This is a genomic window from Mesorhizobium sp. M2A.F.Ca.ET.043.02.1.1 (genome assembly GCF_003952405.1).
In the GTDB taxonomy this organism is placed as follows: Bacteria; Pseudomonadota; Alphaproteobacteria; order Rhizobiales; family Rhizobiaceae; genus Mesorhizobium.
This window is the reverse complement of sequence record NZ_CP034445.1, coordinates 4,809,061-4,832,498: the sequence shown is the minus strand read 5'-3', so window position 1 is coordinate 4,832,498 and position 23,438 is coordinate 4,809,061. Positions and strand designations below refer to the sequence as shown.

The window sequence follows — 23,438 nt, the reverse complement described above, 5'->3', positions numbered from 1 at the left end:
TAAGTAGGCCTCTTCAGCTGCCACTATTCAGGAATTCCCGCCAAACGCCAGCCATCGACGAAGGGTTTGACATCAGTCATACTCTTGAAGGGCAAGTTCCCAACGAAATCACTGATTCTGCGGTCCGGGTTCCCAGCTAGAAACAAGCGCGCTTCCTCCTGAGCTTCAGGGAGGCGGCCGGCCAGAGCAAGTGCAGCTATTAGGATCTCCCTAGAACCTGTCCCGTAGGTTTCGTCCCGGCTCAAGGTCGCAACAGCCTCTTCGTATTGGCCGGCGGCAATTTGCGCCGCTCCCGTGGTCCAGAAATACCAACCGGGTGGACGCGGATTTAAACGCAGCGCTTCTCCACAGGTTATCAGCGCGGCTTGCGGTTTGCCTAGGTAGACCTGAAGTTCACCCATCCAAGCCACCGCATCTGCATTGTTGGGATTCAGCTCAACGGCAGTATTGAATTGGAGTTCTGCTTCGTCCCAGTTGCGTTCATAGAGCTGCACGCAGCCTAGCATCGTGCGAGCGTGGGAATCTCGGGGGTCGATCTCTACGGCTCGCTGCGCATGCAGCAGAGCCTGTGTGCGGTTGGGTATCTGGGGCTCTCCCCAGAACATCCAGCCAAATAGTAGTGAGATGGCAAGATTGCTGTGCGCTTCGCAGTAATTTGGATCGATGTGAACAGCCCGTTCCAAATCCTCGCACGCCTGGCGATTTTCCAATTTCGAAATGTCGCATTTGCCTCGCGATCTAACACAAAGATCATAGGCTTCGAGATTTGACGGTCGAGCACGGGCAACGATATTCCTGACACTGAGCTTACCCGAAATCGCTTCAACAATGCGCCGCGTGACTTCGTCTTGAACTGCGAAAATATCGGCCAGATCTCTGTCAAAGCGTTCAGCCCAGATATGATTTCCGCCCCCCGCGGCATCAATGAGCTGGACATTGATTCGGAGACGCTCTGCCGAGCGACGCGCACTACCTTCAAGAATGTATCGCACCCCCAAATCAACGGCGATTTGGCGGACGTCGGTAGACTTGCCCTTGTAGGCAAAAGTTGAATTCCGGGCGATGACGAAGAAACCTGGCACGTTGGACAGATCGGTAATGATATCTTCTGTCAGTCCGTCGGTGAAGAACGCCTGTTCTGCATCGTCGCTCAGGCTCACAAGCGGTAAGACCGCTATCGACAGCTTCGGCGGCGTCGACCTGCTTCGACGGCTTGTCGCGAGTTGCGAAGTCTTTTCGGCCGTCCCAACCTGAAGCGAATAGACCCGCATCGGCTCGGCAATGTTCTTTAGCTGCGTGTTTCCGAGATCGGTAACCGAGAGATCGAGCCTCGCCTTGACCTGACGATAGGCATCTTCCGAGAGGCAGATCGACCCGGGCGCCGCGACCCCCTCCAGACGCGAAGCGATATTGACCCCATCACCCATCAGGTCGCCGTCGATTTCTTCGACCACGTCGCCGAGGTGGACGCCGATACGGAATTCGATACGACGGTCCTGCGGCAGGCCGGCATTGCGCTCGACCATGCCGTCTTGCACCTCGATCGCGCAACGCACTGCATCCACGACACTGCGAAACTCGACTAGCGCCCCATCCCCCGTGCGCTTGATCACGCGACCGTTATGCACGGCTACGGTCGGATCGATCAGATCGCTGCGCAATGCACGCAGCCTCGCCAAAATCCGGTCTTCGTCCTCGCTGGCGAGCCGGCTGTATCCGACCACGTCTGCAGCAAGGATCGCGGCCAGCTTGCGTTTCTCGCTCATTCGCTGCCCCTTTCGCAGCCAGAATAGCAGGAAGATCAGGCGTTGAGCGAGTGGCCGGCACCTCTCTTTGTCGGGGAGAATAGCTTGATTGGCGTCGCCTTGTGCAGGGAGCGTTCGCTGGCTGTTAGCAAAGCGTCTCGCAAGCTACGCCGTCACCGTCGCGATCCAGCTTCCGGCCCCACGACCAGTTGTGCAGATACCATTGGGCGTCGTCGCGCGAGCTGATTTGCGCGCAGTATCGCCGCGGCTCGCATGAAAGGCCGCCGCTCTGCGCGACTAGCTTGCGGCTCATGATGCCGCGCGGCTGGCGCGCCGGCTCCGAGCCATCAGGATGTGACGCGCGCCAGTCCCAAGGCGTTTCGAACTTGCCAACCCACAATCCGACCTTTGCCGCCTTTGCCTTCGCCTGCTGCTGCGCGTAGGCGCCTTGGCTACAGCGCTGCCAATCGGGTGCCTGGCCGTGCTCGACCAACCACGCCGCCACGCTGGCGCCTTCAGCGTGCCGGCAGTCGGCGACGAATCGGGAATAGCGATCCCATGTCACGAGCGTGCATTGCACGGGCCGCGAAGCTGCTAGGAAGCTATCCAGCGCTTCCGCCGAAAGTCGCCCGCACGGGTATTCGAAGCCTTTGGCGTCGTCGCAATATTGCTTGCTCTCCGGCGCGTCGATGCCGTTGAAGCGAATGCGCTGGCCGTGGATTTCGATCGTGTCGCCGTCGATGACAGATGCGACGCCGATGAGCGGCTGCGGCTTGGGGCCGAGCAACTTCGAAACGCTGATGTCGGGGAGGCGGTCGCTTTGCTGCCATGAGCGTTTGCGCAGCCAGAGCGCCGGCCGCGGCATTGACGAAGACAAGCCGTCGCGGCACGCACGCCGAGCGCGCGAGCGTCGCGCACTGGTGCGCTTGCGCCATTGGTCAGGTCGATTGTCGTGCCGTGATTTATCCAACGCCCCTAATCCCCAACAGGAGAATGCTCTCGTTGGAGGGGTGAAGTCCATTGCTTCCTTGGGCGACTAGCTTCGCCGTCGCCGCGATGCTCGCCGGCGCGCTTGGCCGTGTCCGGGTGTCTCGTGGAGCATAACTTGGCGAAGGTCGCGCATATCGACCGGCCTCCCGCACGTAGGGCACGAGTAAAAATGCCTTCGCTCATCGGCGATATTGCCGCGATCGCGCTCGCCCTTGAGGGGCGGTCCGACGTTGGGAACGTTCGCCACGGTCGTTCCTCCTTGGGTGGCGAACGGTGGACCGCGCCGTATGTTCCGCCTTGCTTTTTAGTGAACGCTAACGGAACACTTACGGCACTGCGCTATTGAATCGAATTCGAGCGTTCTGCGTGGAGTTCTGATGCGTAAGCCTGCCGGCGGCGCCCGGTTGTCCTTCATTCGACCGATGGAGCCCGAGCTCGTCGAGCAGCCGCCCGATGGCGATGGCTGGTCGCATGAAATCAAATTCGATGGCTATCGGACCCAGGCGATCAAGGACGCCGACGGCATCCGGTTCTTCACTAAGAACGGATTCGACTGGACCGCCAAATATCGGCCGCTCGCGGTGGAGGCCGCGGGGATCGAGGCGGAAAGCTTTATCTTCGAAGGCGAGACGATTGTTACCAACGAAGCAGGGCTGTCCGACTTTCACGCCCTTCGATCGGCGATCACTAGGCGCCCGCTGGAGCTCTATCTGGTCGCATTCGATCTCCTACATCTCAACGGCCATGATTTGCGCGACATGCCACTGCAGGACCGGCGCGAGATCCTGCAGGCGCTCATACCGGCCGGCGGCCATATCCAGTTCAGCGAGGCGCTGCCGGGCGCAGGTGGCGCCGTCTACCATCTCGCGTGCGAGGCGGGTTTGGAAGGCATCGTCTCGAAGCGACTGGATAGCGTCTATCGCTCCGGATCGACTATGAACTGGCGGAAGATCAAGTGCTATGTCGAGAAGGAAATGGACATCATCGGCGTGCAGCGCGAGCCAGGGAAGCCGGCGATGGTGCTGATGGCCGACAAGGGCCGTTACATGGGCGGCGCGTTCATCCCCTTCAGAGCAGATAAGCGGCAGGCTCTATGGGACCGCGTGCAGGGCAAGACCGGTGCCCCGCCGCCGAAGGGCTTAGCTAAGCAGAAGGCCGAGTGGCTCAAACCGGGCCTGGTCGGCCGCGTGAGGTTCCTTAAGGGCGAGAAGCTGCGGCACGCCTCGCTGAAGGACTTCCGGGAAACAGACGAGCCTGTGAGCGACGTTTAAGGTGCCGCTGAAAGGGTAAGGGGCCAGACGATTTTGATAGCTGCGGTTATCGCCAAGAAGCACATTGCCCATAAAACAATCGGCCCTGACGCCCCTTCGAATTCAAATCCGGGTCCTTTGAACTTAATTATGCCTTCCGTCACCCGGAATAAGGCTATGACGATAAATGAGCCGGCTGCTGCGCAGGGAAGTCCGACCGTGGCCGGGAAATGCAGGAACACCCCATGCCATCCGGGGTTGCTCCATTCGGTCCATATAAAGAGAACAAAGAGAACGATACTGCCCACAACTCCAACTGCAGCGGTTATATAAGTCAGATTGTCAAGATCAGCCCTTCTGCTTGTTGAGCTATCCCTGTCGTCTTGATCTGACATTGCACCACCCCTCTGTTGCGAATGCTTAGCGTTAGCAGGAGTGTAACAGTAATACCAACCGACCCCAAGGGTCAAAAGCGGCCGGCCGCCGAGCGGCAGGCTTCAGCACCTGCTCTTATTAGTCATCCGTTGCCGTCCACTGTTCTCTCTTCGTCAACCGCATGAGGCACTGGCAGATACGAATTGGCGACGAGCCATTCGCCCGACAAATCCACCAGATCGGGCTTAGCAGTGCGCATCCCGGCCGCCAGGCTGGTCAGCGCGTCGTCGGTCCGCGGATCGAGGTTTATACCGCCCACGTTTCGAAGCACCAAGGCGGCCCGCCGCAACAATACCTGCAAATCCGCCCGTGAAGCGTCGGCGATGTGATCGGCTGCGCTTTCCAGTTCATGCACGAATTGATGACGGGACGTCCGGTCATGCTCCTATAGGAATTGCTCACCTTCGCCGCGGTGCTCGAAACAGAACCAGTGCGGCGCCTTCTTCGGCTTGGCGAAGCCCCACCCGGCATCCTTGCTGCAGCCGTCGTGCTCGCAAACGTGGTGCTGCACGCCGGCAGGCGTCGCGTATTCGGCACGTGGAAGTCTGATCTGGTCGCTCATAGCGGATTGATCGGTCCTACAAGGCCGGAATGGTCATTGGGCTGCTTGTTGATCGCCGCGGAATTCACCTCCCGGCCGACGCGATTGAATTGAAGTTGCCCGTCGATATCATGGGAGAGCAGGCCCATCAGGTCGCTCGCCGGCGTCTCCGCGTTCAGCCAGGCGTCATAGTAGGCCGAGTCAAGGATCACTGGCTGACGATCATGAAGCTGGCGCATTGGTTCGCCTGCCGGTTCGGTGATGATGGTGCAGCTCGTCACGTCCAACACCTTGTTGTAGGCCCATAAGCCGGCGAAGGAGAAAGGCGCGTGACCTGGCAGGAAGATGTGCCAGGGATCCTTGCCACGATCGGCCGGGCTGATGGTCCATTCGTAGAAGCCGTCGGCCGGGATCAGGCAGCGCTTCGATTTGAAGGCGTCTCGAAATGCCGGCGTCGTATCGACGGTTTCGATCCGTGCGTTGAACATTGGCGCCTTGGGCATTTCCTTCGCCCAGAAGGGCACCAGCCACCAGCGGCCGGCTCGCACCTTATGGTTACCGTCCTCCGCTGCGGTGATGAACGGCACCTCGTCGGTCGGGGCGATGTTGTAGCGCGGCGCATCGTTGCGGCCGACGTCGGCCGGCGCGGTAAGCCGATAAAGCCGGTGGATTTCCGACCACGGTAGATATCTGGTGTAGCGTCCGCACATTGGCGCTGATCACTCCATGGCCGTAGTCGCCGAGCGCCGGATCGGCATCCCGGCTCCAGGCTATAACGCCAACGTGCTTGCCTGCTAGAGCTTTGGCAGTTCGGATCGCCCGCTCCTCGCTTTGCTGGTCGGTCGGCCCATACATCGGAAACAGTTCGCCATCCTCGCCGCGGTCAAAGGCGACTACGACAATGAGCTTTGGCTTTTTCTGCTCCGGAAGGACGTGGGTAGACATTCACCAGCCTTTCTAGTTGAGCGGCGCTGATCCAGCTTCAAGCGCATCGATTGCGTCGAGCACCGCCTGGCGCTTTGGCTCGACAGGCTCATCCGGGTGGAAGCCCGCGAGTGACAGCGACGAATAGGCAACCGTTACGGCGCTGACGCTGTGCCCGTGAGCTATCCTGCATCTCAGCGGTGGCGGCGAGCGCCAGAAAAAACACACGATTGTCGGTGAACTCCCCTTGGCCACCTTCCGCCCGGATGATTTCGCGCATTCGCGCCAGCGCGCTTGCGCGGTCCGCTAGCTCCGACTCGGGATCCTCCACTAGTTGCAAGCCGCAAACCTGCCTGCGCTTCTCGCCCCGCCATCCCTCGCAACACGCCTCGATCGCGGCCTTGCTGGCCGCCCACCAGACCTCAGCGGCAGCATACTCATCTTCCGATGGCTCTTGATCCGGCGGAAAGCCCATGTCGTCCCAGCGTTCGACAGCGAACGAGCCGCTGGCGGCATCTTCTGCTGTCATGCCGGCGTGGTCGAGCACTGCTGTTGCAGCGGCGATACCGCGCTGCTTTTCGTCAGGGGTGGCGCCCCTGGCGTCCATGATGATGTCCATGATCGGCCTCCCTGTGGCTATCAGGCTTATTGTGAACAAAATGAGAACATTAGAGTCAAGAGCCTCTTGACCGGAGAGGAAAATCTTCCTCATTTCAGGGAATGCCGGAGCAACCCGAGAAGTGGCCGAGAGGCGCCGCCTGGACCCTGAAGCATGCCCACGACGCGGGGCAGGTGGTGGGGATTCGGTGCGCCCTCTGCAACGTCACACGCTACTATAAACCGCTCGAGCTGCGGGAAGTGATCGGCAACGCCACGATCGATGACGTGCGGGACAAGGTGCGCTGCCAGCAATGCAAAAGCCGAGAGTGGATGAGCGCTCAGTTATTCCACCCAACCGGCGAGCAGGCCCACACGATCCGGTTTAGGCGCCTGGTGCAGATCCGATGGGAGAAGCGGGTAATCTGGCGGGACGAGTGACGCTGCCTAACAAAGGAAGCGGCTCCGTCCGGGGGCTGGGGGTATCGGTTTCCGGGCCGGAGCCGCCCGCGCGGTCGGTGCGGCAGGGACCGCGCCGTCCCAATGTGAGACAGCGCTGTGTATAATTAGTTAACCCTAATATGATCGTTTGCTGGGGCTAGGAGCGCCGGGCTCGTGCCTTTCGAGCAGACGCCGCCGGGGCTTTCCTGCCGAGCCCGCTCTCCTTGGCAAGCGCCGACCGAGTGGCCGCATAGTTCGGTGCCACCATCGGATAATCTCGCGCCAAGCCCCATTTCTCGCGATACGCTTCCGGCGTAAGTGCATAGTGGACGCCGAGATGCCGCTTCAGCGATTTGAATTTCTTCCCGTCCTCGAGACAGACGATGTAGTCGGGGAACACGGATCGCTTCGGATTGACCGCCGGAACCAGAGGCGGCTTCTCGGGCTCGGTCGGGTGGCCTACCTTAGCAAGCGAGGAATTCACGCTTTCGATCAGCTCGGGCAAAGACGCCACCGGCACTGCGTTGTTGCCGACATAGGCCGAAACGACGTCGGCGGTGAGCGCGATCAAAAGGCTCTGGTTATGATAAGTCTCTTCCGGCATGCAAAAACTCCTGTTCGCGGCGGCAACTCTTAGTGGGTTTTAGGAAAAGGTCCACCGTGAAGGCACCGCGGTGCTGCGCGCTAATGACCGGAAGCGACCCGTTCGCCGGTGATGTTGCGGCTCCCGACACAAAAAGACCCGTTGCCACCTATTGAACCATAACCCGACTAACGGCCACTTACAGGGCTAAAAGAACGTCCCGTCGGTTTCCTCGGTGTGCGCGCCAATGCCTTGCCGATGCCGAACATAAGACCGCAGCTATTCGCGTTTCGGATGAATTCGACGGACCGCGGGTCAATGAACGTGTCCGCCAGCGCGCGAAGGTTCCTGCGAGCGCAGCGCGCCGGGCCATATCGCCGGCGTGGACGATGGACGTGCCAAAAGGCTTCGCGAGGCCAACAGCTAGGCCCGCAGGCGACGAGGCGCCGCCCCAATGGAACGTCGGCTTGGTTGACCGGCCGAATCCTCGGGGCAAACTCTCGACGGCGGATGCCTTTCAAAGTTTCGGAAAACGGATAAGTCACAGATTACTTAATAATCAAACTAGTGACACCAGCCCAATTCGCTGGTGTCCCGTCGATTCTAGCTTACCAATGGGTGATTTTCTTTGTATTCTGCGTAAGACCTCTTAAGCAGATCCGTCATAGAAATACCGTCTATAAGCGCACGCAGCTTAAATTCACGGTGCCACTCCTTTCTCACCTTGAAGCTCATATCAGCCATCTCCCGCTCGCTTACCCGATCAGGTTCACCGTCCATCATGTATTCTCCTATTTCGAACATTCTTTATAATATAGCGAGTCGTTTGATTTAACAATTGATACCTATATCTGAAAAATGTTAGCGTGTGTTGCGCTAGTCACTTTAATCAGTTGCCTAAGGACTGCGCTCTAAAAGCCGCTTGTGACCGGGCCTTCCCTGCTCGTGACGTCCGATGAACGAGAGGCGTTCCCTTGGCAGAGCTGGCGTTGGGAAGCGTCGACACATTGCATTGGAGATCACGATGCCCACAGAACTGCGCTCTCTTCGCCTGGCTCTGCTGATCGACGCAGACAATGTCCCCGCAAGAATGATCGGCCGCGCCTTCACAGAAATGGAAAAATACGGCCAACTGGCGGTGCGGCGAGCCTATGGCGATTTTTCCGGCGCGCAAGGCGCGGCGTGGCAGGAGACGTTGGTCCGGCATGCAATCGTTCCGCATCATCTGGCGATTTGCAGCAGGGGCAAGAACGCAGCCGACATAGCGCTAGTGATTGACGCGATGGATCTTCTGCACGGTGGCGCCTTCGGCGGATTTTGTATCGTGTCGGGCGACAGCGATTTTGCCCACCTAGCGACCCGCATAAGGGAGCAGAATCTTGAATGCTATGTGTTCGGCGGCGCAAGCACACCAGAACGGCTGAAGCGTGCGTGCAACCGCTTCATTTATCTCGAGAACCTGAGGTTCGATCCTCTGAATGCAGCCGACCCCAAAATGAAGCCCCTGCGGCCACTCCGCGATGCCCTCCCCATCGTGCGGACCGCGATTTCGACCCTTGTCGATGATCCTGCGGATTGGGTCCGCATCGACCTTCTCGAACGTGAACTTGAGCGCCGGACGACCGATTTCGACACGCGAACCTACGGACACGTCCGGCTGAGGGACCTCCTCATTGCACTCAAACGTCCGTTTGTCGTTGACGGGCCGCGTGATTCCATCGGGCGCGTCAGAATGCGAGTGGCGCGGGCAGGCCGAAAGGTGCGGGCCGAACTATCGATACCAAACTCGATGCCCTGCACCGGGACCTCATCTCCACCAGCAGTTAGGGACTAAGGTTCTGGAGTTGAGCGAGCGTTCTCCGGGAAAAAGAGCACGGTGCTTTCCGCGTCCTTTAGATATTGCGAGTTCGCGTGGTTTTCCCGATCATGCCGATGCAGTGCCCAAATTCCGGGGCACTCATCCAATGGAGGCGAGCACCATGCCAGCAGAACAGCGCCCGCCCCGGTTAGCTGTCTTGATCGACGCCGACAACGCGTCTGCGAAAATTGCTGATGGATTGTTCGAGGAGATCGCCAAGATAGGCGAAGCGAGCGTGCGGCGCATCTACGGAGACTTCTCCAGCACCCGCTCTAAAGCCTGGGCTGACATTTTGTCCAAGCACGCCATCATTCCGCAGCAGCAGTTTGCATACACGACCGGCAAAAATGCCTCCGACATCACGCTCGTGATCGACGCGATGGATCTCTTACACAGCGGCCGGTTCGACGGTTTCTGCTTGGTATCATCCGACAGTGACTTCACTCGTCTCGCTGCGCGGATTCGTGAGCATGGTATGGACGTCTTCGGATTTGGCGAACAGAAGACTCCCGAGAGTTTCCGGCAGGCTTGCCGACGATTCATCTACACGGAGAACCTACTCTCAGATACGGCTACTCATGACGCCAGTGCTAAAACTAAGAAGCCTTTGGAGGGCCTGACTCATGCGTCGCGCATCCTCAAGAGGATCATGGCAGAGAACGAAAGCGACGACGGCTGGGTAAGTCTCGGGCAGCTGGGCAACTTGCTAGCCAACCTGGCGCCTGACTTTGATCCGCGGACCTACGGGTTCAAGAAACTCAGCGATCTGGTGCGTAAGATAGAGGCGCTGGATGTTGGCCACTCAGATACGGGCCACATTCGGGTGCGACTGAAGCCCTCCTCCGCCACAAGACAATCGAGCAGATAGCCTTGGGCTTTATCTCCGCGGGCAAGACGCAGCTTGTGTCTTATACGGGAAGGGTCCCTCGTTCTAACGTTGGCTTGACACAACACGCCTGCGCATTTGGACTCTCTGCGAGCTCCCGTTACGGCGCTAAGAATATGAGAGCTGCGACCCAGTGCATTCTTGCGCCCTTCCCGAACTCGAGACATCGGTTAGTTGGAGTTCAACTCTCGCCTTTCAAAGGCGATTTGGCCGCAAGGGAACAAGCGATTGAAGGCAAAAAGTGACTTGAAAAACAGATATCCCAACGCGCCATCCTGAGCCTCCAAAAAGGATAAGAAAGCTGAAAACGTGCCAAGCTGGCGCTCAATCCAGAGGTTGCATCCGGCACACTCAACTCAACATCGTGCAGTCTATTTAGTCGTGTCTTTTCAGAGATTTAATCCACCTCTGGGATAAGTTTTAGACGCCAAAGGGAAATAGTTTTTCCGGTCTTTTTACAGCATCGGGGCCTGCGCTTTGTCACTAGATGCCCAAGGCAGCGATCACGTTCAAGGCAACCCGACCGCCCACGATAGCGGAAGTTGACAGCGTCCAAAAAGCAGAAGATCGACCTAGTTCTGTCAACTTAATGTAAACTTAACGTAAAGCACGCTCTTACCGCCCTAAGAGAACGCACGTTTCTGGTTGACAGAAACCGGGTCGATCGCCTGCCTCTCTGGTAGCCAGGTTGACATTTGTCAACTTGGAACCTGTTTGGGTCGGCTGCATATCCTTGCCCCTATTTCGGGCAGCCGGTCCGCTTGTCGTCGAATTGACCAAGCCATGCTTGGGCCGGTCATGGAACCTGCTTGTTCTTACAGTTCCAGATCGAGCCAATGTTCGCCCGTGGGCATTGCGCCTCCCCGCGAAACCGGTAACAAATGGGGCGGGATTGAGGGGGCACAATGACCTGGCACATCACCGCGCGGATGGCGTGGCACGACCGGGGCTGGGATGGTCGCGTGTGCGACGATCCGGCAGCAAACAGCTATTGCACCGGGAGCCACTCGCTGCTGTCGGAGCGGCTCGCGCGCGAAAAGCGAACCGAGTGCGAACGGCCCTGCTTCGCACTCGACGCTGATCTTCCTGATTATCAGCCGCCCTGTTTCTGGACATCGTCTGCCTTCGCACCTTCACCGACGAAAGTGCTGCACCGGCACCCCTTCCTAAAATATGCCGGTGACAAGCAGATTGAGGAAGTGCTCCCCGCCGCGGCGCTCTACACGTGGCCGTTCCGCCTCTCGATCACCCATGCCGCTAAGAAACGCCATGGTCAGTATTTCCCTGATCTCGAGGATCGAGTCGATCGCTACGTCCGTCGGCTCAAGGCGGAGCGGTCGTTGGTCTTCTTCTACCTTAACTACGACAACCCGATCTCGGCAGACGACTATAAATACGCTCTGGTGGGCTGCGCGCGCCTGACTGAGGTGGGAACCAGTGGCGAGTTCCTGTTCGACGCGGAGGAACTCCACGAAATTCGTGCGTCAGACCATATGAAAAATTTCCCGACGATGAACTGGGCGTTACGGCTCAAGCATGAGGGCGCCAGGACCGGCGTCCAGCTGCCCTACCACGCCTATCTCGCTCATATCGCGGCCCATCCGGAGGACGAAGCCAAGCTAGAGGAACTCCGCGTGTTGGTCGATGAGCCGGCTCTGCTTCCCAGCTTCAAATATGTTTCCGAACAGGTCCATGACGACCACGCGTTGGCGCTGCTCTACAAGCTCAAGCGCGCGCTCGCCCGTGCCCAAACGCATGGCATAGCAAACGTCGATGCGATGCTCGACCGGGTCGAGGATTATATCGCCGACGCGTGGCAAGACCGTGGCCTCTATCCCGGCCTCGGATCCATACTCAATGTGCTCGCCGATTTGGCAGAAGGGGAATATCGAGTCGAAGGCGACCGCGGGGCGACGCTAGCAGCCGCACTCCGCGAGTCGCTTGAAGACGGCGAGGACCTACTCGACGCGGCGTTTTCACTGCTCGAATCGAGAGATGAAATCCCCGTTGCACTGGCCAGCCTCAAGGGCATCGTGCGCGATGCCCGGGCAGGCTATCGCGACAACAAGAGCCTGAAGCCGCTGCTCAGGAAACTGGCGCTATTCACGCTGACCCCACGGCAAGTCGGGCGTATTCTATTCCCCGACGACGACGGCCCGCATGCTTTCGCCGGCCTTGCGCTCTCGCCCGGCGACATTGCCGCCAATCCGTATGTGCTCGCCGAAAGCTATGTCCCAGCGACCACCAAGGCCCGCGAGGAACAGGAAGATCTCGATCGCGAGCAACGCACCGACGCTGCGATCGATTATGCGGTGATCGACATCGGGATGCTACCTGACCATCGTTATCTCGAACGGCGCTACGACCTCCACGATCTCACTGTGACCGGACCAGAACGCCTTCGCGCCTTCGCGCATGAAGCATTGCGCGCCGCCGAAGCGCAGGGGCACAGCTTCGTCTCGACTGCGACGCTGGTCGAACATGCCGCCCGACATCCGCTCTTTTATCGCGACAAGCTCAATGTCAACGAGGGTCAGTTCCTGTCTGAAGAGCATCTCGCTCATTTCCGCGAGCGGATGCACATCGAAAACGTCGATGGCACGCATTTCTTCTACCTCCAGCGCGCCTGGAGTGCCGAACAGATCATCACTCGCTTTGTCACCGAAAGGTTGAAGCAGCAAGCGCTAAAGCCGGACCTCGCTTGGATCAACGGTTATGTCGCGACTGAGTCAGCGGCACTGAGTGTAGAGATCAACGCGTTCGACTCCGAAAGCTTTAGCGCCGAGCGCACGCGGATGATGATCGGCGCGATGACCCAGCCCGTCTATTGCGCGACCGGCCGGCCGGGCTCGGGCAAAAGCCAAGCCGTCGCCAAACTGCTAGAGCGCTTCGACGAGGCGAACGAGCGCACCGTCGTCCTCGCCCCCACCGGCAAGGCGGCGCTACGCCTCAATGCAGACGCACCAGAAGGTGCGACGTGGCAAGCGGAGACGATCGACCGCTGGATCTGGCGCTCGGGCCTAGGCGATTATCTAAGCGAGGGCGCCGATCTGAAGGGGATGACGCGCTCGCAACGGTTTAAGCCATTCGACAACCTCGTCATCGACGAGATGTCGATGGTCAACCTCTACCACCTTGCCTTGCTGTTTCGGGCGATCGAAGTTCATCAGCCTCATGCAACTAAGCGTGTGATCTTGGTCGGCGACGAGAACCAGTTGCCGCCGATCGGCTGTGGCAAGCCGTTCCACGATGTGATCGCGTATCTGCGCGCAAATCGCGAGCTCCAAACTGACAACACCATCCGCCTGACCGCAAATTGCCGGCAACGCCACGACCCAACCGTGCTCGAAGCGGCGCACCTCTTCGCAGGCAAGAACCGCTATCATGAGGAGCTTTATTCGCAGCTACGGGCTGGCGGCGCAATCAGTGATTATCTCGAGGTCCGCTACTTCGCCGGCGCTGCCGAATTGCAAGCGCATATCGCCGATTTCGTCACCGGAACCATGGACGTGGTGGTCCCGGATCATCGCGACCGGTCAGCGCAGGAAGCGTTCAACCTGCTCCTCAAACTTTACGACAACGGGCATGTGCCGAATCACGATGCTGCGGAACTGGCGCTCGATCGGGTCCAGTTGCTGTCGCCCTACCGCGGCGGGCCGTCCGGCTCGCTGGGCTTGAGCAGCTTCATGCGCGACGCCTATCGCACCGACGTCAAGGCAAGCGAGTGGTTGCAAAAGGACGGTTTCGTCCATTCAGACAAGATCGTCCGCATCCGCAATCACTATGTCCGCAACCCCGACACCAAAGAGCGCGAGCTACGACTGTCGAACGGCTCTGTCGGGGTGTTGTCAGGCAGCCGCAAGGGTTGGAAGGCGTTTTTTGCCGAAAGCGAACGAGGGTTCGATTGGAGGTGGATGGACGCCGAGGACTTCGAGCTCGCTTACGCGCTTACGGTGCACAAGGCCCAGGGGAGCGAGTTCGAGGAAGTGCTGGTGGTCGTGCCCGAGCGGCGCGCGCTGTTATCTCGCGAGTTGATCTATACGGCTATGACGCGGTCGAAGACGCGCCTCACCTTGCTGGTCGAGAAATCGGATCGCGCCAATCCGCTTGCGGTGGCACGCGAGCGCTCGGTATTGGCGCAGCGCAACTCCTCGGTGTTTGCCCGCCCTTTCGACGCCGCAAGGCTGTTCGAACCGGAGTCCGGCGTCAAAGTCCGCTCTAAGATCGAATTTATGATCTATCAAGCGCTGATCGCCGCGCGAGATGCGGGGCAGCTGACCTTCAGTTACGAAACGCCGCTCGACCTGCCGTTCGGCGAGCGCATCGTCACAGTGCATCCCGACTTCGTCATCCAGTCGGGCGGCAAGAGCTATTTTTGGGAGCATCTGGGCATGCTTGATCGGCAGGACTATGCCCGCGACTGGCGCGACCGCCGGCGCGCTTATGCGGCCGCAGGGCATGAAGCGGCGCTGCTCACCACCGACGATCTCGCCGGTGTCCGCGCAAATCAGCTCGCAGAGATCGTCCGCGACATTGCTGCGGGCACGCTGGGCGGACGCGCGGACATGGGATGGTCGCTGCACCATTACACACTATGAATGGCGACGGCGCAGCAGGCGTAAGCGACTATCTCGACATATCAGTGTGACAAATAGCAAACTCCAAGCCATTCGCACTCACTCGAGGATTGGCGGCCTTGCGGGGGAACTCTCATCGCCGGGTTGAAAAATCTGAGTGCCAGGCTGTCATTCGCACCGTGGAAGGTGCCGGCTTGGCAAAATGGCCCATACTGCCGGTCGGTCCATCTACCCTCCCGCACAAAGCGGAGCTTTGGCAAAAATTCTGCTGCCGCAACAAGAGGCATCCCCACCGCTCACCACGGAAAACCTAGGACTTCCAATCATGGGGCATCCCCTCTCGCAAATATAGTCCATTGGTTCCTAGGAACGCTGGTGAGCGTGCTTAGAGCAATTCCAGGACAGGTGTGTAACGGGTTTCCGTCCGAATTGCGTAAAACAATAAATAGAGCGGTTTGCCGTTTTCCGTGAAACAGTAAAACGCTCTAGCTTCCTCCCGTGGCATGCGGTAGCCGGCAACCGATTGTCGTAGTGGTGCACTCGCTGGCGCGTGGCTACTTCGCGGCACCGCCGAGACTGACCGACTATGCACTGCTAGCTCGCGGTCCGTGCCCGAGCGCAGTCGGTCAAAAATCGGCGGGCCGTCGCCGGTGGCTCGGCGGTTGGGATACTTCTACCTTGGCGGCAAAGACCCCTTGGGAAACCTTTTGCGCAATCGTTCGGCCACTTTGGCTATCCCGCCGGGCCGACTAGCCGCAACGGCAATAAGAGCCGCTGCCGCACGACGCGGCTTTCCACCGCCTTGAAGACAGATCGCCCAAGCGCCTTCTGCCTTCTCAGCGTTGAGCGCATCGAGCCCCTCCGAGAGCACTTCGGGCGCATAGTCCTTGAGTGCCTGCAGGTAGATATCGACGTTCTCGTAGGTGTTCGACTGATTGCGTTCGAAAGCTTTGATCATGTCCGGCAGGTTCGAGTGAGCGACAGCTTTTGCGACCTCCGCTCTACGCTCCGCCAACATATGTAGCGCCACTGCCGCCATGATCCAGTGGAAGGTCATGGATCGGTTAAGAGCGACCTTAGCGCCGACGTCATAGGCTGCCAGCGCCGCGTCGGGACAAAGGAGGACGATGCGGGTGTCAACGACCTCCATCTGAGTGGCCCGGCGCAATAGCATCGCGTTGACTTGGCCGCGCGTGGATTCTTCAGCTGAAGCCACACAGATGGCGTTGAGGTCATCATGGTCCAGATTTTTCCAGCCTTCTCCAATGGTAGATTCGATGGCCGCCCAGCCCAATTTGGCTGTGATTTTTTTGAAACTTGTCGGGTCAATCCTACGCACAACGGTCAGGACGTCAGCCAAGACGCCTAACTCGCGGCGCCTCGTCATCGAAAGTTTTTCCGCCAGAGCCGCCTGGCTTGCCGTCCGCATGATGGCGCGTGCAATTCCGGCCTCTCGGCTGTTCCGCTTTACCAATCGGGATGCGGGGCCTAGCGGCATCCAGACATTTAGAACATGCCAGAGGACATCGCTAATCTCCGAGAAGGTATTTATCGGTGCATCCTGAAAGCGTTCAGCGAGACGGGATGCGCCGGCAACTAGCAAGTCTAGTGCGTAATTGTGGTCAGTGAAATTAAGGGCATCAACGAGCTCAACAAACGCCCAGACACGATCCTGCGGCCAGGATTGCGCCAAGGTGAGGAGGCGGCGAATATCGAGCTCTTTCCGAAATGCGGCGCGCCACTCGTCGGAAGTTCCCAAATTCAGCCGGTCGAGGAGATAGGCCACGGTAAACGTGTCTTCGGGCGTTATCGCCGAAACGGCGGCCGCGAACGCCAAGGGATTGCAAGTTGCGATCAATGCCTTGGCGAAAACCTTATCTTTGTTCCAGACATTGTTGATCAGTCCCGCAAGACCGTGTCCAGACGGGTCTCGAGGAGTCGAGAGCCAGCGGCCAAGCTGGTCCAGGTGCGGTTCGAGAGTCGACCGCGGCCAATCCAATTCAACGCTCTCTAATGCCGTAAGGACGCCTGCAGCGAACGAAATATCCTCCGGCGACTCAACTGCCCACACCCGCGCCTTCAACGCTATTAGGCCCGTATCGTCCAGCAGCCGTGTCTTCCGCCATCGGAAGTTGTCCATGCGACCTAGCTCGGTGAGTAGCAATGCGGTCCCGCCGAGCGAGAGCGCCGTATCCAGGAGGACAGCTTGGCAAATGCCAGCAATCTGACGCCGTCCAGCCTCATTCTGACCTTCGATGATCTGCTCTAGCACCTTGAGAGCGAACTGCTGGTGAGGGCAGCGAAGATCCTGGTCTGAGATGACCAGACGGCTGGCGACCAACCACTGAACAGCCGCCTTTAGCTCGGGTTCCGATATACCGCCTTTGGCGCCTAGCCGCTGCAGGTCTTCGTAGGCGGCACGCGCGTCCCGACTGCCGAGCTGCCGCGCCGCAATCAAGGCAAGCACTACGTCGGCTTTCACACCTCGGGCATTTGTCGCAGATTCCTTTGCGCGCCGCCAGCCGCCGCCAAGGATGAAACAAAACTGCCAGGGTCTGTCCGACACTCTTTCCGCATCTCGAATCCGCTGATCGAGAGGCACTTCCATAGAACGGTCCCCGACGTGGTCATCCGCTCGTCGAACCGCGGCCAAGGTCTCTGCTCGCCGTTTTAAAAGGGCACTGGCGATCGTCTCCACCGCGCGCTTGGAGTCTAGGGTAATCGAGCCTATTGGCTGAGCGGACCGATCGACGACATTGTGGGTTGAGAGGACTCGTAAACTATTGGTCGCCGCCTCCTCGAAGCGACGGAGGACCGCCGGCGGCATCAGGTGGGCGTCATCAATCAGTATGAGCGTCATTTGAGTCTGAGCCGCCGATGGCAGGGGTATGATCGAGGCCTGCGGGTCCTCAAGCCGCCACACCCGCCATCCGCGTCGAGCCAGATCGTGCGCCGCTTGATAGGCAGTTACAGATTTGCCGGCTCCCGGTGATCCTACCAGACGTGCCGAATATCCGATCTCCAAACGCCGCAAGATTTGATCAGTCTCAATGAGGCGGGGGCAGGCAGCTGCATCAGCTGGTCCCAGCCCTTGCCCGAGCAAGGCTGGGCCGAGATCGCGCGTGGCATGGAAGGTGACCTCGCTCCAGCAGCCAAGCAACGATGGCGCGTGTTCTTCCGCTGCGATCCGCGCTTTGAGAACAGACGCTTCGATGGCCGCCGGAAAGGTTCGGATCGCCTCAACCAAACCCTTCAGATCAAACGCATGCTCTGGATAGAACGTTTCGATGATCTTAGGATCGTCGGCCATCAGGTCCTGCAGATCTTCCCAGACCAGCACTTGAACCGTGAACCGTCCTGACTTTTCGCGCTCATCTGATATCCGGCGCACCCCGGCTTGCAATACAGCATCGCGTAGCGCCGTGGTTGCCAAGACCCAATGCGTTAGAGGAGGGGTAAACTTCTCAGCCTTCGCAATCTCAGTCTCGATTTCAGCCAAGGTGACAGCGTGCCCGTAACTGTGCTCCTTCCCCTTGCACTGAACGCCATAGCGCCCTCGCCTCTCGCTTAGCGGCGATGAATAAATATCGACACCATGCTGCGCTTGGCCGCGACGACCGTGCATCTCCGCCAGGGGGTCCGACCAGACAGCCCGGAAGATGTGCAGGCAAAGCCGTTCAAACGTCTCCCAGTTCTTTGGCGCCGAAATCTGCTTTGCATGAAACTCCATATGATAGCCCGACTCAGCGACCGTTCCAGCCGCCTCATAAAGTCGCCGATGCAGCGCAATAACGCCAGAGGCGCGAAATGGTGTTGCAATCTACCTGCTGGGCTCGCCGTGCAGCTCTCTGCTCGTCAAGCCGATTGAATGCCGTCTAGAATGGAACATTCAGGGCCATACCCCCTATGATTAAACCGGTCATTGACACAGATCGGGCATCGACCGGGCGTCTCACCTTCACTCCGCCGCCTTCGTGCCGCCCGCACCACCAAAAAGGGCTCGGAGGATCTTTTTAGAGGTCACCGACAACTTCGGGTCCGTTCCGTTCGAGAACTTGCGGATCGCGGCAATGATCTCCAGCTCGTTTTCTGTGAACTCACCGACCATTTCTTGAAAGGCCGCGCGGTCATTTTCGTTACCATCCTGAGTAAGCGCCAAGACGAACAGGGGGCGAGGTTCGACCTCCAATGCCTTCGCGATGCTCACGACGCGATCAAGGGGCACCTTTGTTCGCCCGCTTTTCATCATCGACACGACGTTGTCGTTAGTGAATCCGATCTCCCTTGCTATGTCCCGTTGGCTCTTTCGGTGACTGAGTTCATGGATCCGCTTGTCTAGAAATTTCGCAATCTCGGATTTGCCGGATTTCCCGCTGGTATTGGTCACGCTATTCTCATCGCTAAATAGTTGATCTTGTTTAAGATATATCGATAGCAGGTAGGGGAATTTGATTTCCCGTCGGCGAGTGGCATGGGGTCCGCGGGATCCAAAGTCGCCTATCTGATCGCCAGAGCCGGAAGAGGCGTCGCGTCGCCTTCACGACTCGGATAATGGCCACGCGGTGTGGTCATCGGCCACCCGAGGTGGCCTGATGAACTACTCGACCACGATTATCCTTAAGGGGATCAAAGACCCTGCTCGACAGGTGGCCCTGGAATATGCTTCGGCTATCACCACGTCCGTGCAACGACGGGTGGCCGGGAGGACAGTTGTTCGGCCGGTGATCAATCTCGGCGATTACACATGCCGAGCCGTCATAGATTGGGTCGTCATCAGCTTCTGGTTCGAACGCTCTACCCAGCTCCAATTCGTGCAAGAGGTTGTCGAACCCATCATCGGCCGGACACCTTACGTAGAGCCGATCGATCCAGCACCGGGAAACGTCAGCACTGAATTTCAAATTCGATTTCAGGAACCTCGGCTGAAGTTGTTGGCCGAGTGCGAAGACGCGCTTGACAAGAAATTCAAGCTCCAGATGCACGGCATCGTTCGGTCGATAGAGATCAGCGTCGATTTCAAGCCCCGGTCACCCTCGCCTGACTCGGTCGGTCGAATGGTCGGGGTTTTGTCCCGGCACCTGTTCCCGGACCGGGACTTCATTACAGTGGCGCTGGACAGGCCACGCTTCTCGTGGCGCCGAGGGAAATCCACCTTCGTGATGGGAGCGAACAACCTGCTGTCGTCCGACGCTGACAGACCTGCTCCCATTGATGCGACGTTCTACATTGGCCGAAAGGATGGGCAAGTCGGCTGGCGGGTGATGGAGAAGCTCATCGACAACCAAAATATCGAGGCCGGAACCTTCGACATACTCCCCCCCAGTCAGCACCGAGCCAGAATCGAGGTTACCCTGGATCGGCAAGAGCTGATCGACCTTGAGGTAGACTTCATCCACGACCTGCGACGGTTCAACTTCAGCAAGCTCCAAGGCCGATACTTCCAGTTTATGCTCCCGACCTTCGAGAACCGGTTCGCAGGCAAGCACCCTGCTTATAGGGCACTTGAGATCGATCGCTGGAGACGGTTCCTCAACGCGGGCATTGTCGGGCTTGTCGCTATGGAAGGGGCGAGACGGTCATTCAGACAGGCCGCCAGGCCGGCGCTCAAGAGAAGCCTGCGAGTTAAAGGACGGACGATCCGGCCGCTCAGCAGGCTAGGTAGTGGGGCGTCAGGTAGCTTCCTCGCCTACGAGACTCTCAATGGCCGGGCGGCGATGGCGCTGGAAAAGCTGGGCCAGAGGGAGGCTGAGTGATGGGTGCTGAATGTAGGTCTATGCTGACCAAGTTATTAGGTCGCCAGGCCCGCTGATCACGTCGAGCCGTTGCGCGGAAAGGAGCTCCGCACATCCAGATACGCCAACTGCTGGAGATTCTGGTGGGAAAAACCTGCCAAACCGGAGTCGACAACACTGGCTGATGCACGGGCAGGTATCAAACCAACCTGTGCTTTGCCATCAGGCCAGCTAGCGTCGCGCTCTCTATGACCGCGCTTTCAGGGACGATCGCGTAACCCCAAGCCTTCGACGCAGTGTCCGTCGATATCTGATTGGCATGCTTGACCCATTCGCAGGCCGCGCGCGACTTCTCTTGGACCATCTGATCATTCATTTCGCCGTCGGCCTTGATCTCGACGATCAATTTGCCCGCCGACATCTCCACGACGAAATCCGGCTCGTAGGCTTTGCCTGATCGATATTCGATCTGGAACTGCCCGGGGCCTGGCTTCACCCAGCGCAGCACGTCTTTCTCGAATTCGCTATCGATCAGCGCTGCGAAGCGGCGCTCTGTGTCCGATTGGAACTTGTGGAAGTTGTAAGGGCTCTTCGTCGTGCCCTTGAAGACGTAGCTCCTCGTCTCCGAGAGCGGCTTTGCTGATGTTCTGATGTCGAGCATCCTGGCTATGCCCGTGATGCTGATCGAGAGAGGCTTGAGAGTGCGGAAGGCGCGAACGAGTTTCGCCTGATAGTCGGCCGGTGTCTCGTGATAATGCCTCTGCATTTGCTCAAAGATAAAGGTGGCGATCGCCTTGCCGCGCGCCAGCGCGACGTTCTCCACGTCGTCCTCGGTCGCGAGATAACTGCGCAGATGCGCGACGGCCTGTCCTGCTAACTTGTAAAGCAGGTCCGATTGCGAATCGTAGTCCACCTGGTCGAAGTCGATGAGGTGCTTGACGATGTAGTTCTCGACCTGGCTCTCTCTCGGTCCGGCCACGGAGCGCGCCAGCTCGCGCTGCGTCTGCTCGCGCAGTGTGCGGATGAGGATGCGGTCGGAGAGCGGCTGGAAGCGGATTGAGGCGATGCCCTCCAGGTCGAAATCGTCGAACCAGAAATTCACTTCCCGGCTCGGGATGACGACGATCTCGGGAATCTCGATGATGTTGTCGGCGACGCTCGCGGTCACGATGCCGACGATCTCCTCGATTCGTGGCTGCAGCACGACGCCATCGAGGGTTCCTTGCGTCGGCTGCAGGGCACGTCTGACGTCGGCGGCGAGTTCCTGCTGGATTTCTGGCCGCGTCAGTTCCTGCACACCGCCCTTGAGCTGCCGCTCGTATTTCCGCGCGATGAAGTCGAGAGTGGTTTCAACCACCCTCCGGTCGTCCTCGTGCACGAACAGTGCAGGCGCTTCGTGCGCTTCTAGGACAACCGACCCATTGGAAATCAATTTCGACTGGAAGGCTGCCGGTATCTCGATCACCTCCTCGGTCTCGGCCGGCACGTCGCCGCCTTTGCCGATGGTGAGCGTCTTCACCTGAACGAGGGAGTCATTCTCCCTTGCCCGGCGGATTACTTCATCGAAACGGTCATGCGCGATGACGGTAAGCGTGTCGACGGTCTCCACGCCAGTGCGCTCCCCATAGGGAAGCCGCAGTCCACGACCGAGCGTCTGCTCGGTAAGAATGTCGGAAGCGGAGGCCCGGAGCGGCACGATCGTATAGAGATTGGTGACGTCCCAGCCTTCCTTCAGCTTGTTCACATGGATGACGATTTCGGTAACGTTGTCGGTCTCCAGTCTGACCAGGCGCTGGACGGCTTCGTCGCTTTCCTCGCCCTTCAGGTTAGAGTGGACCTCGGCGACGCGCCCCTTATAGGCGCCGCTGAAGAACTCATCGCTCTCAATGCCGGCCCGGATTGCGCTCGCATGGACGGTATCCTGAGCAACCACCAGCACGAAGGGATGCACGCGCGGACGGCCGGTCTGGCGGGCATATAGATCGAGTTCCACCTTGACGTGCTCATGGTAGTGGATGCCGTCCTCCAGCATGATCGTCTCAAGCTGCTCGTCGGAAAAATCACTACGTCTGAAGTCCGCACGGGTGGCGACCGCCGGCTCTTTGACAAAGCCGTCGGCCATGGCGTTGCCGAGCCCGTAATCGAAGACGACGTTGCGGAACGGCACGGACTTGGCGCCGACCGTCTTCGGCGTGGCGGTCAGCTCCAGGCCGAGCGCGGGCCTCAGTTCGTTGACCGCGCGCATGCCAGCGCTGGCGCGGTAGCGGTGTGCCTCGTCCATCAGAAGCACGAGGTCGGGGAGCGCGGCGAGATAGTCGAAATACGACTCGCCGATCGTCTCGCGCATAGTGCGGATGCGGCCCTTGTCTTTGTTGATCTTGTCGACGTTGAAGATGTTGATGATCGCCTCCCCGCCGAAGAGGTCAGAGCCGCGCACGCCTCGTCCTTCCTCCCAGGTGTCGCCGGTGACGATGATCGGCGGCGTCTGCGCGAATTGAGAGATTCCGCGGAAGACGTATTTCGGCGAGGCTTGCTTGGAGAAATCGGCGACCAGCTTATCGTAGATCGTGGTGTTTGGCGCCAGAACGAAGAAATTCTTTGACCGGCCAGTGAGGTAGAGATAGGCGATGAAAGCACCCATCAGGCGCGTCTTGCCAACGCCGGTGGCGATCGAGAAGCAGACCGAGGGGAAATCGCGCTCGAAGCTCTCGACCGAGCCATATGCAGTCTGCACGGCAGCGAGCGCTGTAGCCGGATCGGCATCGTTGGCGACGCCGATGCGCTCGACGATGTCGGCAAGGATGTCGAGGGAGCGCTCCTGCGGCGCTCGTAGAGACAGGCGCTGGGCAATCTGGCGGCGGATGCGTTCGTCGCTCATC

Annotated in this window: 16 protein-coding genes and 1 pseudogene; 5 read left to right on the top strand and 12 right to left on the bottom strand. The window is 59.1% G+C overall.

From position 1 onward, the window contains the following. Window positions 1-23: 23 nt before the first annotated feature. Window positions 24-1,766 carry an adenylate/guanylate cyclase domain-containing protein gene (locus EJ068_RS22955; protein ID WP_129554886.1) on the bottom strand — a complete coding sequence of 581 codons (1,743 nt, stop codon included), beginning with the start codon at window positions 1,764-1,766 and terminating at the stop codon, window positions 24-26. 124 nt (window positions 1,767-1,890) lie between these two features. Continuing rightward, complete coding sequence (locus EJ068_RS22950) at window positions 1,891-2,715, bottom strand: thermonuclease family protein (RefSeq protein ID WP_245463200.1); 825 nt, start codon at window positions 2,713-2,715, stop codon at window positions 1,891-1,893. 397 nt (window positions 2,716-3,112) lie between these two features. On the opposite strand from EJ068_RS22950, the gene EJ068_RS22940 reads away from it, so the two are divergent. Further along, window positions 3,113-4,006: an ATP-dependent DNA ligase gene (locus EJ068_RS22940; protein WP_129554884.1), complete on the top strand. Its 894-nt coding sequence runs from the start codon at window positions 3,113-3,115 to the stop codon at window positions 4,004-4,006. Window positions 4,007-4,502: 496 nt separating this feature from the next. On the opposite strand, the gene EJ068_RS22935 is transcribed toward EJ068_RS22940, so the two are convergent. The 7 genes and pseudogenes from EJ068_RS22935 to EJ068_RS22910 all read right to left on the bottom strand — a co-directional run bounded on the left by EJ068_RS22935 (window position 4,503) and on the right by EJ068_RS22910 (window position 8,289). Continuing rightward, a complete protein-coding gene (locus tag EJ068_RS22935; protein WP_129554883.1) occupies window positions 4,503-4,775 on the bottom strand; it encodes a hypothetical protein in 273 nt (90 codons plus the stop codon). A gap of 30 nt (window positions 4,776-4,805) precedes the next feature. Next, window positions 4,806-4,982 carry a hypothetical protein gene (locus tag EJ068_RS32770; RefSeq protein ID WP_189512555.1) on the bottom strand — a complete coding sequence of 59 codons (177 nt, stop codon included), beginning with the start codon at window positions 4,980-4,982 and terminating at the stop codon, window positions 4,806-4,808. Continuing rightward, window positions 4,979-5,671, bottom strand: a complete 693-nt coding sequence (locus EJ068_RS22930; protein ID WP_129554882.1) for an SOS response-associated peptidase — start codon at window positions 5,669-5,671, stop codon at window positions 4,979-4,981. Before EJ068_RS22930 ends, EJ068_RS32770 begins: the two co-directional genes overlap by 4 nt. 19 nt (window positions 5,672-5,690) lie before the next feature. After that, window positions 5,691-5,906 (bottom strand): annotated as a pseudogene (locus EJ068_RS33425) (hypothetical protein); the annotation flags it as partial. 88 nt (window positions 5,907-5,994) lie between these two features. Beyond that, window positions 5,995-6,504: a hypothetical protein gene (locus tag EJ068_RS22920; protein ID WP_129554881.1), complete on the bottom strand. Its 510-nt coding sequence runs from the start codon at window positions 6,502-6,504 to the stop codon at window positions 5,995-5,997. A 576-nt stretch (window positions 6,505-7,080) separates the two neighbouring features. Next, window positions 7,081-7,527 carry a MucR family transcriptional regulator gene (locus EJ068_RS22915; RefSeq protein ID WP_129554880.1) on the bottom strand — a complete coding sequence of 149 codons (447 nt, stop codon included), beginning with the start codon at window positions 7,525-7,527 and terminating at the stop codon, window positions 7,081-7,083. Window positions 7,528-8,109: 582 nt separating this feature from the next. Next, a complete protein-coding gene (locus EJ068_RS22910; RefSeq protein ID WP_129554879.1) occupies window positions 8,110-8,289 on the bottom strand; it encodes a hypothetical protein in 180 nt (59 codons plus the stop codon). Between the two features lie 241 nt (window positions 8,290-8,530). On the opposite strand from EJ068_RS22910, the gene EJ068_RS22905 reads away from it, so the two are divergent. The 3 genes from EJ068_RS22905 to EJ068_RS22895 all read left to right on the top strand — a co-directional run bounded on the left by EJ068_RS22905 (window position 8,531) and on the right by EJ068_RS22895 (window position 14,848). Then, window positions 8,531-9,340, top strand: a complete 810-nt coding sequence (locus EJ068_RS22905; RefSeq protein ID WP_189512552.1) for an NYN domain-containing protein — start codon at window positions 8,531-8,533, stop codon at window positions 9,338-9,340. 145 nt (window positions 9,341-9,485) lie between these two features. Further along, the gene (locus tag EJ068_RS22900; RefSeq protein WP_129554877.1) at window positions 9,486-10,232 is read left to right on the top strand and encodes an NYN domain-containing protein; all 747 of its coding nucleotides are present in this window, start codon (window positions 9,486-9,488) and stop codon (window positions 10,230-10,232) included. 923 nt (window positions 10,233-11,155) lie between these two features. Then, window positions 11,156-14,848, top strand: a complete 3,693-nt coding sequence (locus EJ068_RS22895) for an ATP-dependent RecD-like DNA helicase (RefSeq protein WP_129554876.1) — start codon at window positions 11,156-11,158, stop codon at window positions 14,846-14,848. 652 nt (window positions 14,849-15,500) lie between these two features. Here EJ068_RS22895 and EJ068_RS22890 read toward each other — a convergent pair. After that, a complete protein-coding gene (locus EJ068_RS22890) occupies window positions 15,501-18,557 on the bottom strand; it encodes a hypothetical protein (protein ID WP_129554875.1) in 3,057 nt (1,018 codons plus the stop codon). Between the two features lie 228 nt (window positions 18,558-18,785). Then, window positions 18,786-19,214, bottom strand: coding sequence for a helix-turn-helix transcriptional regulator (locus EJ068_RS22885; RefSeq protein WP_129554874.1), 429 nt, complete (start codon window positions 19,212-19,214; stop codon window positions 18,786-18,788). Between the two features lie 205 nt (window positions 19,215-19,419). On the opposite strand from EJ068_RS22885, the gene EJ068_RS22880 reads away from it, so the two are divergent. Further along, entirely contained in the window at window positions 19,420-20,580 is a 1,161-nt protein-coding gene (locus EJ068_RS22880) for a hypothetical protein (RefSeq protein WP_129554873.1), read from the top strand. A 178-nt stretch (window positions 20,581-20,758) separates the two neighbouring features. Here EJ068_RS22880 and EJ068_RS22875 read toward each other — a convergent pair whose 3' ends face one another. Next, the gene (locus tag EJ068_RS22875; protein ID WP_129554872.1) at window positions 20,759-23,437 is read right to left on the bottom strand and encodes a DEAD/DEAH box helicase family protein; all 2,679 of its coding nucleotides are present in this window, start codon (window positions 23,435-23,437) and stop codon (window positions 20,759-20,761) included. Window position 23,438: the final 1 nt, after the last annotated feature.

What these genes read in the sequence shown, in the direction of transcription:
- EJ068_RS22955 (WP_129554886.1), bottom strand. Translation starts at nt 1,766, where the DNA reads ATGAGCGAGAAACGCAAGCTGGCCGCGATCCTTGCTGCAGACGTGGTC.
- EJ068_RS22940 (WP_129554884.1), top strand. Translation starts at nt 3,113, where the DNA reads ATGCGTAAGCCTGCCGGCGGCGCCCGGTTGTCCTTCATTCGACCGATG.
- EJ068_RS32770 (WP_189512555.1), bottom strand. Translation starts at nt 4,982, where the DNA reads ATGAGCGACCAGATCAGACTTCCACGTGCCGAATACGCGACGCCTGCC.
- EJ068_RS22930 (WP_129554882.1), bottom strand. Translation starts at nt 5,671, where the DNA reads ATGTGCGGACGCTACACCAGATATCTACCGTGGTCGGAAATCCACCGG.
- EJ068_RS22920 (WP_129554881.1), bottom strand. Translation starts at nt 6,504, where the DNA reads ATGGACATCATCATGGACGCCAGGGGCGCCACCCCTGACGAAAAGCAG.
- EJ068_RS22915 (WP_129554880.1), bottom strand. Translation starts at nt 7,527, where the DNA reads ATGCCGGAAGAGACTTATCATAACCAGAGCCTTTTGATCGCGCTCACC.
- EJ068_RS22910 (WP_129554879.1), bottom strand. Translation starts at nt 8,289, where the DNA reads ATGATGGACGGTGAACCTGATCGGGTAAGCGAGCGGGAGATGGCTGAT.
- EJ068_RS22905 (WP_189512552.1), top strand. Translation starts at nt 8,531, where the DNA reads ATGCCCACAGAACTGCGCTCTCTTCGCCTGGCTCTGCTGATCGACGCA.
- EJ068_RS22900 (WP_129554877.1), top strand. Translation starts at nt 9,486, where the DNA reads ATGCCAGCAGAACAGCGCCCGCCCCGGTTAGCTGTCTTGATCGACGCC.
- EJ068_RS22895 (WP_129554876.1), top strand. Translation starts at nt 11,156, where the DNA reads ATGACCTGGCACATCACCGCGCGGATGGCGTGGCACGACCGGGGCTGG.
- EJ068_RS22890 (WP_129554875.1), bottom strand. Translation starts at nt 18,557, where the DNA reads ATGGAGTTTCATGCAAAGCAGATTTCGGCGCCAAAGAACTGGGAGACG.
- EJ068_RS22880 (WP_129554873.1), top strand. Translation starts at nt 19,420, where the DNA reads ATGAACTACTCGACCACGATTATCCTTAAGGGGATCAAAGACCCTGCT.
- EJ068_RS22875 (WP_129554872.1), bottom strand. Translation starts at nt 23,437, where the DNA reads ATGAGCGACGAACGCATCCGCCGCCAGATTGCCCAGCGCCTGTCTCTA.